The sequence below is a fragment of the Pseudomonas sp. SCPG-7 genome, from assembly GCF_002156405.1.
In the GTDB taxonomy this organism is placed as follows: Bacteria; Pseudomonadota; Gammaproteobacteria; order Pseudomonadales; family Pseudomonadaceae; genus Aquipseudomonas; species Aquipseudomonas parakoreensis.
Genome location: NZ_MVOO01000012.1, coordinates 19,050 through 34,528, shown reverse-complemented (window position 1 = coordinate 34,528; position 15,479 = coordinate 19,050). Strand labels below are relative to the sequence as shown.

General features: G+C 51.8%; 16 protein-coding genes. All 16 read left to right on the top strand.

Annotated features, from left to right (window positions below):
- Positions 1-90: 90 nt before the first annotated feature.
- The 16 genes from rpsA to B1722_RS20775 all read left to right on the top strand — a co-directional run bounded on the left by rpsA (position 91) and on the right by B1722_RS20775 (position 15,478).
- On the top strand, positions 91-1,773 hold the full coding sequence (rpsA, locus tag B1722_RS20850) for a 30S ribosomal protein S1 (protein WP_041069380.1): 1,683 nt from the start codon (positions 91-93) through the stop codon (positions 1,771-1,773).
- 195 nt (positions 1,774-1,968) lie between these two features.
- Positions 1,969-2,247, top strand: coding sequence for a hypothetical protein (locus tag B1722_RS20845; protein WP_041069383.1), 279 nt, complete (start codon positions 1,969-1,971; stop codon positions 2,245-2,247).
- Positions 2,248-2,400: 153 nt separating this feature from the next.
- On the top strand, positions 2,401-2,697 hold the full coding sequence (gene ihfB / locus B1722_RS20840) for an integration host factor subunit beta (RefSeq protein ID WP_007950920.1): 297 nt from the start codon (positions 2,401-2,403) through the stop codon (positions 2,695-2,697).
- Positions 2,698-2,727: 30 nt separating this feature from the next.
- Positions 2,728-2,967: a lipopolysaccharide assembly protein LapA domain-containing protein gene (locus tag B1722_RS20835; RefSeq protein ID WP_041069386.1), complete on the top strand. Its 240-nt coding sequence runs from the start codon at positions 2,728-2,730 to the stop codon at positions 2,965-2,967.
- Positions 2,968-3,190: 223 nt separating this feature from the next.
- The gene (gene rfbB / locus B1722_RS20830; protein WP_174377285.1) at positions 3,191-4,267 is read left to right on the top strand and encodes a dTDP-glucose 4,6-dehydratase; all 1,077 of its coding nucleotides are present in this window, start codon (positions 3,191-3,193) and stop codon (positions 4,265-4,267) included.
- Positions 4,264-5,157, top strand: a complete 894-nt coding sequence (rfbD, locus tag B1722_RS20825; RefSeq protein ID WP_041069392.1) for a dTDP-4-dehydrorhamnose reductase — start codon at positions 4,264-4,266, stop codon at positions 5,155-5,157. The genes rfbB and rfbD overlap by 4 nt, the downstream gene beginning before the upstream one ends.
- Entirely contained in the window at positions 5,154-6,044 is an 891-nt protein-coding gene (gene rfbA, locus B1722_RS20820) for a glucose-1-phosphate thymidylyltransferase RfbA (RefSeq protein ID WP_041069395.1), read from the top strand. The genes rfbD and rfbA overlap by 4 nt, the downstream gene beginning before the upstream one ends.
- Positions 6,045-6,100: 56 nt before the next feature.
- Positions 6,101-7,021, top strand: coding sequence for a glycosyltransferase (locus B1722_RS20815; protein WP_041069398.1), 921 nt, complete (start codon positions 6,101-6,103; stop codon positions 7,019-7,021).
- Between the two features lie 128 nt (positions 7,022-7,149).
- Positions 7,150-8,187, top strand: a complete 1,038-nt coding sequence (locus tag B1722_RS20810) for a glycosyltransferase family 2 protein (RefSeq protein WP_217436909.1) — start codon at positions 7,150-7,152, stop codon at positions 8,185-8,187.
- Positions 8,188-8,240: 53 nt separating this feature from the next.
- On the top strand, positions 8,241-9,059 hold the full coding sequence (locus B1722_RS20805) for an ABC transporter permease (RefSeq protein WP_041069402.1): 819 nt from the start codon (positions 8,241-8,243) through the stop codon (positions 9,057-9,059).
- On the top strand, positions 9,049-10,383 hold the full coding sequence (locus tag B1722_RS20800; protein ID WP_041069405.1) for an ABC transporter ATP-binding protein: 1,335 nt from the start codon (positions 9,049-9,051) through the stop codon (positions 10,381-10,383). The genes B1722_RS20805 and B1722_RS20800 overlap by 11 nt, the downstream gene beginning before the upstream one ends.
- Entirely contained in the window at positions 10,370-10,972 is a 603-nt protein-coding gene (locus B1722_RS20795) for a class I SAM-dependent methyltransferase (RefSeq protein WP_174377284.1), read from the top strand. The genes B1722_RS20800 and B1722_RS20795 overlap by 14 nt, the downstream gene beginning before the upstream one ends.
- Positions 10,973-10,988: 16 nt before the next feature.
- Positions 10,989-12,668: a sulfotransferase family 2 domain-containing protein gene (locus B1722_RS20790; RefSeq protein ID WP_052510596.1), complete on the top strand. Its 1,680-nt coding sequence runs from the start codon at positions 10,989-10,991 to the stop codon at positions 12,666-12,668.
- 2 nt (positions 12,669-12,670) lie between these two features.
- Positions 12,671-13,732 carry a glycosyltransferase gene (locus tag B1722_RS20785; RefSeq protein WP_041069410.1) on the top strand — a complete coding sequence of 354 codons (1,062 nt, stop codon included), beginning with the start codon at positions 12,671-12,673 and terminating at the stop codon, positions 13,730-13,732.
- Between the two features lie 122 nt (positions 13,733-13,854).
- Positions 13,855-14,322 (top strand): hypothetical protein, encoded by a 468-nt coding sequence (locus B1722_RS20780; RefSeq protein WP_254616416.1) that lies wholly within the window; start codon positions 13,855-13,857, stop codon positions 14,320-14,322.
- Complete coding sequence (locus B1722_RS20775; RefSeq protein ID WP_086794149.1) at positions 14,315-15,478, top strand: acyltransferase; 1,164 nt, start codon at positions 14,315-14,317, stop codon at positions 15,476-15,478. The genes B1722_RS20780 and B1722_RS20775 overlap by 8 nt, the downstream gene beginning before the upstream one ends.
- Position 15,479: the final 1 nt, after the last annotated feature.

The following is a 15,479-nucleotide window of genomic DNA, read 5'->3' as shown; positions in this document are numbered from 1 at the left end:
TCCTGCAGCGCTTCTTTTAAATGAAACTAACCCACACCGTCTGGGGTGTGGAGATGGGCGTATTCTTCGCCCTCATCTACAGGAATTAAAATGAGCGAAAGCTTTGCGGAACTCTTTGAAGAAAGCCTAAAGACCCTGAACCTTCAGGCAGGCTCCATCATCACCGGTGTTATCGTTGATATCGATTACCAGGCTCGCTGGGTAACCGTTCACGCTGGCCTGAAGTCTGAAGCACTCATCCCGCTGGAACAGTTCTACAACGACGCTGGCGATCTGACTATCAATGTCGGTGACGAAGTTCACGTTGCTCTGGATTCGGTTGAAGACGGTTTCGGTGAAACCAAGCTGTCCCGTGAAAAAGCCAAGCGCGCTGAATGCTGGATCGTTCTGGAAGCAGCCTTCGCAGCTGAGGAAGTGGTCAAGGGCGTTATCAACGGTAAGGTTAAAGGCGGCTTCACTGTCGACGTTAACGGCATCCGTGCGTTCCTGCCAGGTTCCCTGGTTGATGTCCGTCCAGTGCGCGACACCACGCACCTGGAAGGCAAAGAGCTGGAATTCAAGGTCATCAAGCTGGACCAGAAGCGCAACAACGTTGTCGTTTCCCGTCGCAGCGTCCTCGAAGCCGAGAACTCCGCCGAGCGTGAAGCTCTGCTGGAATCCCTGCAGGAAGGCCAGCAAGTCAAAGGTATCGTCAAAAACCTCACCGATTACGGCGCATTCGTCGATCTGGGTGGCGTGGACGGCCTGCTGCACATCACCGACATGGCCTGGAAGCGCATCAAGCATCCTTCCGAGATCGTCAACGTTGGTGACGAAATCGACGTCAAGGTTCTGAAATACGATCGCGAACGCAACCGTGTTTCCCTGGGCCTGAAGCAGCTGGGCGAAGATCCATGGGTTGCTATCAAAGCCCGTTACCCAGAAAGCACTCGCGTTACCGCTCGTGTAACCAACCTGACCGACTACGGCTGCTTCGCTGAGCTGGAAGAGGGCGTTGAAGGTCTGGTACACGTTTCGGAAATGGACTGGACCAACAAGAACATCCACCCTTCGAAAGTCGTACAAGTCGGCGACGAAGTGGAAGTCATGGTTTTGGACATCGACGAAGAGCGTCGTCGCATCTCCCTGGGCATCAAGCAGTGCAAGTCGAACCCATGGGAAGACTTCTCTGGCCAGTTCAACAAGGGCGACAAGATCTCCGGTACCATCAAGTCGATCACCGATTTCGGTATCTTCATTGGTCTGGACGGCGGCATCGACGGTCTGGTTCACCTGTCCGACATCTCCTGGAACGAAGTGGGCGAAGAAGCCGTACGCCGTTTCAAGAAGGGCGACGAGCTGGACACCGTCATCCTGTCGGTTGACCCAGAGCGCGAGCGCATCTCCCTGGGCATCAAGCAACTGGAAAGCGATCCGTTCTCCGAGTACGTCTCGGTTAACGACAAAGGCGCTATCGTTAAAGGCACCGTGAAAGAAGTTGACGCCAAAGGCGCCATCATCGTTCTGGCTGACGACATCGAAGCGACCCTGAAAGCCTCCGAAATCAGCCGTGACCGCGTTGAAGACGCGCGCAACGTTCTGAAAGAAGGCCAGGAAGTTGAAGCCAAGATCATCAGCGTTGACCGCAAGAGCCGCGTAATCCAGCTCTCGATCAAGTCGAAAGATGACGCTGAAGAGAAAGAAGCTATCCAGAGCCTGAACTCCGTTCAGGAAGCTCCAGCCGATACCACCATGGCTGCTCTGTTGAAGCAAGCAATGGCCAAACAGAACTAAGTTCTGCTTGATCATGAAAAAGGGCGACTTCGGTCGCCCTTTTTTGTGCCTGCGATTTGGGGGGGCTGAGACTACGGTGAAACCAATCCCTTCAGCGGGTTGTCTGTTTCTTTAATCGGATCAATCGCCTATTCGCGACTAAGCTGTGGGTAGTAGTCGTGCAGTAGTCGGGCGTTGCCTGGCATAAGGAAGTGGATGAACAGATTTATTGTGTTGATTGCGGTGTTGGTTTTGGCTGGCTGTACCACCAGTGCCAAGACGCATGCGGTGCGTGGTGTCAGCGGTATCGAGATCGACTGCTCCGGTTTGGGGTCGGGGTGGGAGAAGTGCCAAAAGCGCGCGGCGAAGGAGTGCAAGGGGGCGGGTTACAGGGTGATCACCCGGTCCGATGATGCTAAAGACGAAGATGAGTTTCCATTTGGCTTCAATCCCGCAGGCTATGTCACTCGAACCATGTTGGTGATGTGCCGTTGAATGTGCGCTGCCTTGGTTTGGTGCTTTTGTGTACTGAAAACGGGCGTTTCGGCGCCAAGGAAGATATGTCAATCCCTGGGCTGTTCAAAATCTTCCGGGCGTGCTAAAACCTTTCAAGCGCTGATCTAGCTGCTTGAAAAAGAAGGGAAAAATATGACGAAGTCGGAGTTGATCGAACGAATTGTCACCCATCAAGGGCTACTCTCATCCAAGGATGTGGAGCTGGCCATCAAGACCATGCTTGAACAAATGTCCCAGTGCCTCGCTACCGGTGATCGCATCGAGATCCGTGGGTTTGGCAGCTTTTCCCTGCATTATCGTGCGCCGCGCGTCGGTCGCAATCCAAAGACCGGTCAGTCTGTCAGCCTTGACGGCAAGTTTGTTCCGCACTTCAAGCCGGGCAAGGAATTGCGTGATCGTGTGAACGAGGAAGAGGAGGAGGGCGCTTGATTTGCGTTATTCAAATTCAAGGGGGTCTGAATGCGTAATCTGAAACGCATACTGCTTGGCGCATTTCTCCTTTTGATGGTGCTGGCGGTGTTGGCTTTTGTTCTTGAGAACCAGCAGTCAGTTTCGCTTTTGTTTCTGGGTTTTTCCGGGCCGCAACTGCCGGTGTCGGTGCTTGTAGTGTTGGCGCTACTGATCGGTATGTTGATCGGCCCTATGCTGGGCTGGCTACTGGGACGATCGTCCAGAGCTGCGGGTAAGAGACTGGTATAAAAGTGATAGGCGCGACGCGTCTGTCGAAATTGCGCCTCAGTCTGTCTTTATCCATTAGTAAATCCATGATTAAGCTGTAAAATGCTTCCCTTGTTCGATCGTGCCGTAACGCATGTCGATTCAGACTGACTCTGACGGATGCCAACTGCGAGTGGCATCTGCATTCATGGATTAGACAGTGCTCAATGGCAGCGCTGTCTGCAGCTCAAGGGTATCGTTTCGCGTGAAAATTCTAGTTACCGGCGGCGCAGGCTTTATTGGCTCGGCAGTTATCCGTCATATCATCTCCAATACTTCTGACTCTGTCGTCAATGTCGATAAGCTGACCTACGCCGGCAATCTGGAGTCCTTGGCAGAAGTCAGCCAGAACACGCGTTACGCTTTCGAACGCGTCGATATTTGCGATCGTGATCAGGTTGACCGTGTGCTGCGTGAGCACCAACCGGATGCAATCATGCACCTGGCCGCAGAATCCCATGTTGATCGTTCGATCTCCGGTCCGTCGGAGTTTATTCAAACCAATATCATTGGCACTTACACGCTGCTTGAAGCTGCGCGGCACTATTGGGCTGCTCTGGATGATGCACGTAAAGCCAACTTCCGTTTTCACCATATCTCGACTGATGAAGTATATGGCGACCTGGAAGGCCCGGAAGATCTGTTCACTGAAACCACACCTTATCAGCCTAGTTCGCCTTATTCGGCCAGCAAAGCCAGTTCTGATCACCTGGTTCGTGCTTGGGCGCGTACCTACGGTTTGCCGACACTGGTCACCAATTGCTCGAATAACTACGGCCCGTGCCACTTTCCCGAGAAGTTGATTCCATTGATCATTCTCAATGCGCTGGAAGGCAAGCCGCTTCCGGTTTACGGAAAAGGCAATCAGGTTCGTGATTGGCTGTATGTAGAAGATCACGCTCGTGCGTTGTACAAGGTCGTGACCGAAGGTGTGATTGGTGAGACTTACAACATCGGTGGTCACAATGAGAAGCAAAACATCGAAGTCGTGAACACCTTGTGCGCACTGCTTGACGAGTTGCGTCCCGACTCTGTACACCGACCGCATGCCAGCCTGATCACATACGTTCAGGATCGCCCGGGGCACGACCAGCGCTACGCAATTGATGCGAGCAAGATTCAGCGCGAGTTGGGCTGGACTCCGGAAGAAACCTTTGAGACGGGGATCCGCAAGACCGTCGAATGGTATCTGAACAACACTGAATGGGTCGCTCACGTCAAGAGTGGTGCCTATCAGCAGTGGATCAACCAGAACTACGCGGACCGCTCGAACAAGGCATGAAGATTCTGCTGCTAGGCAAGAACGGTCAAGTCGGCTGGGAGCTGCAACGCTCCCTTGCTCCGCTTGGCGAGTTGATTGCGCTGGATCGGCAGACCGTTGATGGTTTGTGTGGTGACCTGACTGATCTGTCGGCATTGCGCGACACCATTATGCGGGTCAAACCCGATGTGATCGTCAACGCCGCTGCCTACAACGCGGTCGACAAGGCTGAGTCGGAATCCGAGCTGGCACTGCAAGTCAATGGTCTGGCCACTCAGGTGATGGCCGAGCAGGCTGCGCGACTGGGTGCCTGGCTGGTTCATTATTCGACTGATTACGTGTTCGATGGCCGAGGTGAGACTCCTTGGCTGGAAACCGATGCAGCTGCGCCACTGAATCGCTACGGTGAAAGCAAACTGGCTGGAGAGCTGGCGATCCAGGTCTCGGGCTGCAAATACTTGATATTTCGTACCAGTTGGGTTTTTGCGGTTCGTGGGCAAAACTTTGCCAAGACTATGTTGCGTCTGGCTAAGGAACGTCAGGAACTAAGTGTCATTGCCGACCAGATAGGAGCGCCGACGGGGGCTGATCTGATCGCCGATGTCACGGCGCTTGCTTTGCAGCAGGCGCAGTCTCGGCCGGAACTGGCAGGCTTGTACCACCTTGCCGCCAGCGGTGAAGTGTCCTGGTATGGTTACGCCAGTCATGTGCTTGGTTTTGCTCGGGATAATGGCGAAGAACTCGCCTTCAAAACCATCAAGCCGATCGACGCTGTTGCATACCCCACCGCCGCTCGTCGCCCGCTGAATTCGCGTTTGAATACTCAGAAACTACGCGACAATTTTTCTTTACACTTGCCGGATTGGCAAAGTGGTGTAACTCGAATGCTTAGGGAAGTTCTTGAAAAATGACCACCATAAATCGTAAAGGCATCATCCTCGCTGGCGGCTCAGGCACGCGTCTTCATCCGCTGACACTCGGTGTGTCCAAGCAGATGCTGCCGATTTACGACAAGCCGATGATCTTCTATCCGTTGTCGGTACTGATGCTCGCTGGTATGCGCGAAATCCTGATCATTTCTACTCCGGAAGATCTACCTTGCTTCAAGAAGTTGTTGGGTGATGGCAGTGTCTACGGCATCAAACTGACCTACGCCGAGCAGCCTAGCCCGGACGGTCTCGCTCAAGCGTTCATTATCGGTGAGGAGTTCATCGGTGAAGACCCTTGCTGTCTGATCCTGGGTGACAACATTTTCTACGGTCAGCATTTCTCCGACAATCTGCGCTCCGCCAGTTCGCAAGAGCATGGTGCTACCGTATTTGGTTATCACGTGTCTGATCCGGAGCGTTTCGGGGTGGTCGAGTTCGACGCTACCGGCCGAGCCTTGAGTATCGAAGAAAAGCCGCTGAAGCCGAAATCCAACTACGCGGTGACCGGGCTGTATTTCTACGACAATCAGGTCGTTGAGATTGCCAAGAACATCAAGCCTTCCGAGCGTGGCGAGCTTGAAATCACCGATGTGAACAGCGCCTATCTCAATCAGAAGTCGCTGAATGTGGAAATGCTCGGTCGTGGTTTCGCCTGGCTGGATACCGGTACCCATGATTCGCTGTTGGAAGCCAGTCATTTTGTGCACACCATCGAACAGCGCCAAGGGTTGAAGGTGGCTTGCCTGGAAGAAATCGCCTACAACAATGGCTGGATCACCGCTGAGCAACTCGCTGCTCAGGCCCAGGCTCTCAAGAAGACCGGGTATGGTCAGTATCTGCAAAAACTGCTTGATTCGCCGTCACGCTGATTCGTAAGCAAAGCGCTTCCCAGTCGGTGCGTTCAACCGCTGCAAGCAGGAATGGCATGCCAGTAAATCATCCCAAGATCGCGGTTTTGCTGGCTGCCTACAATGGTATGCAGTGGATCGAGGAGCAAGTAGCCTCGATCCTGAATCAGCAGTCTGTCGATGTCACAATTCATATCAGTGTCGACCCGTCTGATGACGGTACCGAGGCCTGGTGCGAAGCGCTTGCCGCTGTCGATAATCGTGTGATTCTGTTGCCACCTGCCGGTCGTTTTGGCGGTGCAGCGCGCAATTTTTTTCGTCTGATTCGTGATGTTGATACGCAAGGCTTCGATGCTGTGGCATTTGCGGATCAGGATGATATCTGGCAGTCCGACAAGCTGTTGCGTGCTACGCAAATTATTGCTGCACGAGGTGTCCACGCCTATTCGAGTAACGTCACTGCGTTCTGGCCAAACGGGAAAACCATTCTGCTCGACAAGAGTCAGCCGCAAGTCTCTTGGGATTATTTATTCGAGGCAGCGGGGCCTGGTTGTACTTACGTGCTGAAGCCAGTTCTTGCGCAGTCACTTCGTCAGCAGGTTCTTGATGATTGGGAGTCAATGCAGCAAGTCAGCCTGCATGACTGGTATTGCTATGCATTTGCTCGTAGTCATGGTTTTGAATGGTTTATCGATCCTTGCTCCAGCATGCTCTACCGCCAGCACGAAAATAATCAGGTGGGCGCTAATACGGGGCTGTCATCTCTGCTTCAGCGTTATGCCACCATTCATGAAGGATGGTGGTTCAAGCAGGTCAGGACTATTGCGCTGCTCGTCGGTGTAGGCAACGAACCATTTGTCCGCAGTTGGTTGAATTTGGGGCGGGGCGATCTACTGGCGCTTTCAGTGCGAGGCTGGCAGTGTCGTCGTCGTCTTCGGGATAAACTTCTGTTCTTTTTCGTGTGCTGCTTGACGGCTGTTGTCGGCAAGAAGACTTGATCGGGCAGGTAGCGGGCGTCGCGATCCGTCGCGCTTGGCTCGAAGCTTAACAACCGGTAATGAAAGTTCTCTATAATCCTCCGCCTTGTAGCCGAGGCGGATGGAGCCGGACGATCGAGGCGCTTTGAATGATTCTTCAGGCCCTCGGTCGGCGTTTAATTGCAGTGGAGCTTACAGTGTCAAGCCCTTTATCAGCGGATTCCGCTAACTCCCGCCTGGATTTAGACACTGTCGAAGTGCTGGAGAGGGGAAAGACCGTCGCGATTTTGATGTGCTCCTTCAACGGGGAACGGTTCCTTCCCGAGCAATTGGCGTCTATTGAGCAACAGGATCATGCGCAGTGGCGTCTTTTCGTTTCGGATGACGGTTCGACTGACTCTACACTCAATATTGTTGGCGCCTTTCAAGAGCGGCTCGGGCACGAAAAGGTTACGTTGCTTTCCGGTCCTCGATCCGGTTTTGCCAACAATTTCATGTCGCTGACCTGTCGAGAAGAGATTAACGCTGATTTTTATGCTTGGTCGGATCAGGACGATATCTGGGCAGGTGACAAGCTGACGGCAGCATTGATGTGGCTAGGTCAGGTTCCCGTCGACGTTCCCGCACTCTATGCCACTCGCACCACCCTGATTGACGAGGAGGGTGTCACCGTTGGAACTACACCGCTTTATTCGCGCGCTTTCGGATTCTCCAACGCTTTGGTTCAGAACATCGCGGCCGGTAATACGATGGTCTTTAATCGTGCTGCACGTGAAGTGTTAAGGTCCAGCGCGAATTTGAACGTAGTTGCTCATGACTGGTGGGCGTATCTGCTGGTAACGGGGGCCGGTGGAGCATTTTATTTCGATGAGGTCCCACACCTTTTCTATCGTCAGCATGAGGCGAATTCGATTGGTGCCAGTGTTGGGCTCAAATCGACCATCGTACGAATCCAAAAGCTGTTTCAGGGTCGGTTGAGCCGCTGGATCGATCAGAATATCAACAATCTGGAGGCCGTAGAGTTTCTTCTCGCAGAGCAGAATCGAGAGGTGCTGCAGCAATTCAAGGTTGCCCGCAAGCGAAGCCTGCTCGGCCGTCTATTCGGGATTTGGCGCTGCGGCGTCTACCGCCAGACGCTAATGGGTAATCTGGGACTGCTGGTCGCCGTTATATTCAAAGGGGTTTGATCAAGAATGTATCAAGGGATTTTTTTTATGAATAGTTTTGAGGTTGCTGGCTGATGCAGATATTTTCAGCTTCGCCAAGCGTCATGTTTACCAGTGTCTGGCGCAATCGTGCGCTCATCGCTGCGTTGATCAAGAGGGAGGTCATCGGTCGTTATCGGGGCTCCTTCATGGGAATCCTCTGGTCGTTCTTCAACCCTATCGTGATGCTCTCGATCTACACGTTTGTATTCAGTTTCATTTTTAACTCTCGTTGGGCAGGTGCAGGAGATTCAAAATCGGAGTTCGCGTTAATCCTGTTCGCGGGATTGATGGTCTTTAACTTGTTTTCCGAGTGCGTAACTCGCGCCCCCAACTTGATTATTTCCAATGCCAATTACGTAAAAAAAGTGGTTTTTCCTTTGGAAATACTGCCTTGCGTGATCGTCGGCGCATCCCTGTTTCATGCTCTGGTGAGCCTGATAGTCTGGACCTCTGCCTACGGTATTGTGTTCGGTTTGCCGCCGATAACAATGCTCTATCTACCAGTGGTCATCGCACCCTTGTTGTTGATCATTCTCGGTTTGTCCTGGGGGTTGGCTTCTCTCGGTGTTTATATGCGTGACGTTGCCCATTTTATTGGCTTGGTCACAAGTGGGCTTATGTTCCTCGCGCCTATTTTCTATCCCGCCACTGCGGTGCCGGAAGAGTACAGGGGGTTGTTGCAGTTGAATCCTCTGACTGCTGCTGTAGAAAACGTCAGAAGCGTTCTGTTTTTCGGCCAGCAACCGGATTGGCAAGTACTGGGAATTTATTCGGTGGTCGGAATAATAATCGCATGCCTGGGTTTTGCATTTTTCCAGAAGACTAGAAAGGGGTTTGCTGATGTCCTCTGAAATTGCAATCAAGCTGCAGGATGTCAGCAAGTGCTATCACATCTACGACAAGCCACGGGATCGACTGGCGCAAATGTTTGCTGGCCAGCGCAAGCAGTACTATCACGAGTTCTGGGCGCTGCGGAATGTTTCGTTCGATATCAAGCGAGGCGAGACAGTCGGTATTGTCGGGCGCAACGGTAGTGGCAAGTCCACATTGCTGCAGGTTATTTGCGGCACTCTGAACCAGAGTGCCGGTCACGTCCAGACCGTGGGGCGTATTGGTGCTTTGCTTGAGTTGGGATCCGGATTTAACCCCGAGTTCACCGGGCACGAAAACGTTTACATGAACGCCGCGATCCTCGGCTTGAGCCGGTCGGAAGTTGATGAGCGTTATGACGACATTGCAGCCTTTGCCGATATTGGTGAGTTCATTCATCAACCCGTCAAGACTTACTCAAGCGGCATGATCGTTCGCCTGGCGTTTGCCGTCCAGGCCATGGTGGATCCCGATATTCTCATCGTCGACGAAGCCTTGGCAGTGGGGGATGAGCGATTCCAACGCAAATGCTTCGCTCGTCTTGATGAGTTGAAGGCCAAAGGGACTTCGATCCTGTTCGTGTCTCACTCAGGGCCACAAGTTGTCGAGCTATGTGACCGGGCGATATTGATGGAGCGCGGCGAGCGAATCTGTACAGGGTCGCCAATGAGTGTGGTGCGTGCGTATCAAAAATTGATCTATGCCCCTGCGGATGAACAACCTCGATTAATTGAGGAGTTTCGTCAGATCGGCAACGAAACGCTTGCGATTGAGAGCGGAGAGGCCGGAAAAACCGAGGTTGGCGCAGATAAGGCTCCGGAGGATCAATATTTCGATCCCGGGATGGTTCCTGAGTCCACAACGATTTATCCAGAGCAGGGAGCGCGAATCGACGCCTTCGAGATCTTTGACAAGCAAGGTCGACGCTGCAACGTCCTGAAGGCTGGTGGTGACTACAATATTGTCATGACTGGCGAGTTGAAGGAGTCCGTATCCCGAGTCTTCTTTGCAACTCATATTCGAACCGTGTCGGGTGTCGTGATTACCGGTCAGCGCTTTCCTGACGAAGGCAAGTATTTTGAATGCAACGGTACGGATCGGGCGTTCAAGGTCACTTTCAGCTTCAAGATGGTCATGCTGCCGGGCGTATACTTCGTCGGTGGAGGCGTGTGGTCGGAAAGCGAGCCGACCCTGTGCCACAGAATTCTGGATGCACTTATGTTCCGTCTCGTTTCGGATCAAGGTGCAAGATCTTTCGGTTATATGGATGCCTCTAATAATGAGCCAGCACTTGAACTACTCTGACAGCATTCCTGCGGATCAACTCCGGGATATTCACACCTTCCATAAGCTCACTGACGGTATGATCAGCCTGGAAGAGGGATTGGTTCTTTATGCGTTGGCAGGTCAGGTCCAGTCAGGATGCATTGTGGAAGTAGGGTCTTACCGTGGCCGTTCTACTGTCTTCCTCGGCCGAGGCTCCCTTGCGGGGCACAATGCTCCCGTCTATGCCGTCGATCCACACAAGCCTTTCATTGGTGTGCTCGGTGGCGTCTTCGGACCCAAGGATCGTACCGAATTTTACAAAACAATGTTGATCACCGAGTGCAGCGAGATTGTCTCGTTGATCAATATGAGTAGTGAAATGATTGTGCCAAAGTGGAACGAGCCTGTTGGGTTGCTGTGGATTGACGGCGATCATAGTTATGAAGGTGTGAAGCGCGATTTCGAGTGCTGGTTGCCACATGTCGCAGAAGGCGCATGCATTGCTTTTGATGATGCCTCTGACCCAGAGTTGGGGCCACGTATTCTAATCAACGAGCTACTCGCAACGCAGATGTACGAAGAGTGCATCAACGTTGGCAAGGTTTCCGTTCTTAAGAAAAAACAATAAGCCTGAGAGGACGGTAATGACGAGCAATGACGACCAGCGTTTATTGGATTTTTTTACATGGAACAGCTGTGTTTCACAGGAACGGAAATTATTCTACGTAGCAACCCCGAAGGTGGCGTGTACATCTCTGAAATGGTGGTTCGCTGAGCTGGAAGGTGTTGCCGAGGCCATTCGGAACCTTAAAACCAGTTCCGAGACTGATCCTGAGCTTGTCATTCATGACTCGATGCGCATCGCTGCCCCGCAACTTTGCCTGCAGTCACCGGAGCAATTGCAGGAAATCAAAAATGGCGATTTTTTTAGCTTTGCTTTGGTACGGAACCCGTACAAGCGGCTTTTTTCTGCTTGGCAGTCAAAGATATTATTGCGTGAGCCGTATCAGATTGAGCCGTATCTAGGGCAGGCATTTGTTGAGTACCCAGTCGAAACAATGACTGATGTGGCAGCAGCGTTTGAGTGCTTTCTGGAGTACTTGAATACCTTTGAAGCCGATGATTTCAAGGATTGGCACTGGGCGCCACAATACGACCTGCTCAAACCTCAATTGTTTCCCTATACCGTTGTGTCGAAAATTGAAGACACCTCCGAGTTAAATGACGCATTACGGGCTCATTTAGGGGGGGCGTATGTCAATCCCTTCACCACTTCAAGAGCTAACGAGAGTCTGATCCCTTATTTGCCGGAATTTATCAGCGCCAGGTCAAAAGCGCTGATTGAGCGGCTTTATGCGAAAGACTTTGAGGTGTATGGCTACTCGCTTGATTTGCCACCAGCCAAAGAACAGTTCTCTCAAGAGCACCTGACTTTGGCGCTCAAAGGTATAGAACTCCTGCGAGGGCGGCATTTACGCATCAGCGAAATGCGGCAGCATTTCAGTGCCAGATTTTCTACGCTGTTGAAGGACAAGGACTGGCTGGCTGAACAGCGTGAGGTCTGGATGTCCCTATGCAAGGAAAAGGAAGCAGAGCTGGTAGATCTTCAGGGCTACTGCGCCGCGGGAGCCCAGACTCTCGATGCGACTCGCGCCGAACTTGAGCAGTTGAAGTCCGAGCTCACGCAATCCAATGCTGCTCTAGCACATTCGAACGCCGAACTTCAGCGATCGAATGCGGAACTGGCAAGACTAAATGCCGAAGGGGTGCGGTTGGAGACCGAGCTCGCCAGACATAGTGCTGAGGGGGCTCAACTGGGTGCTGAGCTTGCACGGGTTACTGATAAAACGTCACGGTTGGAGGCCGACCTCGCGGAGTCCGAGTGGAAGGTAGGACAGCTGAAGGTCGAACTAGTGCAAACAACTTCCGATCTGGTTCAACTGAAGTCGAGCTTGGCACAGGCCAATTCGGGGTTGGCACAATCGAATTCGGAGCTTGCACAATTGAAGGCCGAGCTTGCGCATTCGACCAACGAACTCGCTCAATCCGGTAGCGAACTGGCGCAGTCCAATTCAGAACTGGCTAAGTCTAATTCCGAGCTTTCACGTTCAAATAGCGATTTGGCTCTAGCTAATAATCAGCTGGAGTGGTCAAGAGCCGAGCTGGAAAAGATAAAGCAGAATGTTGCGTCACTGATTTCTGAGCGTGACGCGTTTGCCCTTAAGCATAAGCGATACCTTGCGGTGCATCATTTTGTCGAAGCTGGTCTTGTTAACCGGTTGCGCAAAGCCGGACGGCTGGTTAAACGGCGCAAAGGAGAGTAAAGGTGGCAAAGGTTTCGGTTGTACTCACCTCGTATAATCACGAAAAATTTATTGGCCAGGCGATCGAGTCTGTTCTCAATCAGACGTTCACCGATTGGGAACTGATTATTGTTGATGATGTTTCGCCAGATGGCTCTTGGGGTGTTATCGAAAGTTATAATGATCCCCGAATCATAAAGATTCAAAACGACAGGACTCGTCGATATATTTACAATATTAACCGGGCTGTCGAGTCGCAGAGTACAGGTGAATATATCGCTATTCATCACTCGGACGACGCTTGGGAAGTCGATAAGCTGGAAAAGCAAGTAGCCGTTCTGGATGCGAATCCGGGCGTAGGCGCAGTGTTCTCTCACGTTCAATGTATTGATGAGAATAACCGTCCGCTCGTCGTTGAATGGTTCAATCAGCCGAACAAACCGCGTACGGCGTGGTTACGCTCTTTGTTCTTCAACGAAAATCAGTTATGCCATCCAAGTGCCTTGGTCAGACGCACTGCCTATGAACAGGCCGGCTTGTACAGAAGCGCCAATGCGCAGACGGACGACGCGGAAATGTGGACGCGGCTACTGATGATCGCCGATATCCACGTCGTTCAGGAGCGCTTGACATTACACCGGATTTTCTCGGACCAATCCAACGAGAGTGGTGAGCGACCTGACAGGCGCGCACGGATGTGGTTGGAGTGGTACTTGCAGAAAAAGCACTATATCGGAATGCCGCTAGCCGACATTCTTGAAGCGTTTCCTGAGAGTGAAAGATGGGTAACGCCACAAGGTGCCAATAGCGGTTACCTGTTGGCAATGTTCGCAATTCAGATTGGTGGTTGCCCAGGCACCCGACTGTTCGGTGTTGAGCTTCTCTATCAATTGATGAACAGTTCAGAAGAGCGGGCGGAAATTGAAGCTATTCACGGCTTCACTTATCTGGATTTTATTGCTCTCACGGGCCAGGAAGACTTTTTTAACCCTGCTGCGGTAGAGCCGGTAGCACCGAAGCCAATTGCTATCAGTCCATTGCGCCGTCTAGCTGGGAAGGTAGTACGCAAGCTCCGTGTGTTATAGCTGGAAGGTCTAATCGGTTATCGGTCCAGCTTTGAATCGTCTTGGGCTTCGAATCCTATCTTCGAAGCTTGAGCGGAGCGTTGCTTTATCGAGTGTAGTGTTCTGTGATGATGAGGGTGCGAGTGAAGGTCGATCTGAAGATATTGAGCGGTGTCCTTTTTTTCAGCTTGATTGCCATAGGCGTTCTATCATTCGTGCGCTGGACGGGAGTGGGCAGGGTGGCGGATTTACCAGTGTCGGCAGTCGCGCCGGTGGTTCTTCCGCAAGGCCTCGATGTGATGGTAACGAGTGCTGAAATCACATTGGAAGTAAAAGCCTGTGACATCGATAAGCTCGGGGATGAGTTCTTCCTGCACACCTATCCTGCGGATGTTTCCAGTGCAGGTCCTGAAGGGTTCATAAACCAACAGTTCAACTTGAAGGCCTTGAAGCCGATCGAATACAAGGATCAGGCAGGCCTCAGGTCTTGCCGTTATCGCGTAGAGCTTTCACCTGGCGCAAATACACGTGTTGCCTTGGGCCAGTTCAGGGCGCCGGAAGGGCGTTGCTGTGAAATTCTGTGGAATAAAGAAGTGAAGCTTGATGAATAACCTTTCAACAACAGACACTGCTTCCAATGTCCACCGCTCATTTGGTCTTGACGTGTGTCGAACCATTGCCTGCCTGCTCGTTGTGTTTGGGCATATGCTGGGGCATTCGACCCCTCATCCGGTACTGGCTGGTTTTTCGTTTCTTGCGACGTTCGGCGTGGACTTGTTTTTCTGCCTGAGTGGCTTCTTGATCGGCAGGATCCTGATGAAAGAAGCAGCACACTGGCGAGAGCAAAAGATTGCCGGAGTTACAGGGTTCTGGTACCGGCGGTGGATGAGGACATTGCCGCTCTATATTTTTTTCTTTTTTGTCTCGCTGAGATTTGACTGGGCGGGTGCGACAACCTTTGTTGAGCAGTTTCACTATCTGGTATTTGCTCAGAACTTCGCCTGGAATATGACGGATTTCTACCGCCTGTCTTGGAGTCTGGCGGTCGAAGAGTGGTTTTATTACACTTTTCCACTGGTCATGTTGTTGATCATCGGCTTGGGGGCCGGAATAAAACGTGCAGCTGTGATCGGGATCATGGTGTTTTTGCTTGTACCGTTCCTTGCCCGTATCGGATTGCCGATTCAATCGGTCCGATATGACGATGCGCGATATGTTGTTCTGTATCGATTGGATGCAATCGGTTTCGGAGTGTTGATTGCCTATCTATATACTTGGCACCGGCCCGTTTTTCAAAGTCTTTCCAGCTTTTGGTATGTGCCATTTGTATTGGCTGTCACCCTGATCGTATTGACTCGCCAAGGGCTTCCCTGGACAGCAGGGAGCAAGTTTGAGCAGTCATTGTTTTTCACCTGCTCAGCAATATTTTTTGCGGCGTTAATTCCCGCGTTTTTCAATTTGCGCGCATCGCGTTTCGATTTGATAAATCGGTTTGTCAGATATACCAGTCTGATTTCCTATTCGATTTATCTTGGTCATATTTTTGCTTTCATATTGGTGATAAATGTTCTGAATCGATATGGATTGCATGAGCGCATTTATACTAATCCCTGGTTGGTCTACCCGGTTTTCATTTCGTGTGTATATGCGCTTGCTCATCTGAGCTATACCTTTATTGAAAAGCCATTCCTGAAACTTCGTGATGTCGATAGTTTTTCAAAAATCAAATTTTTAAAAGATTTTCAGCGTTTCGGCGCAGGGAAGTAAG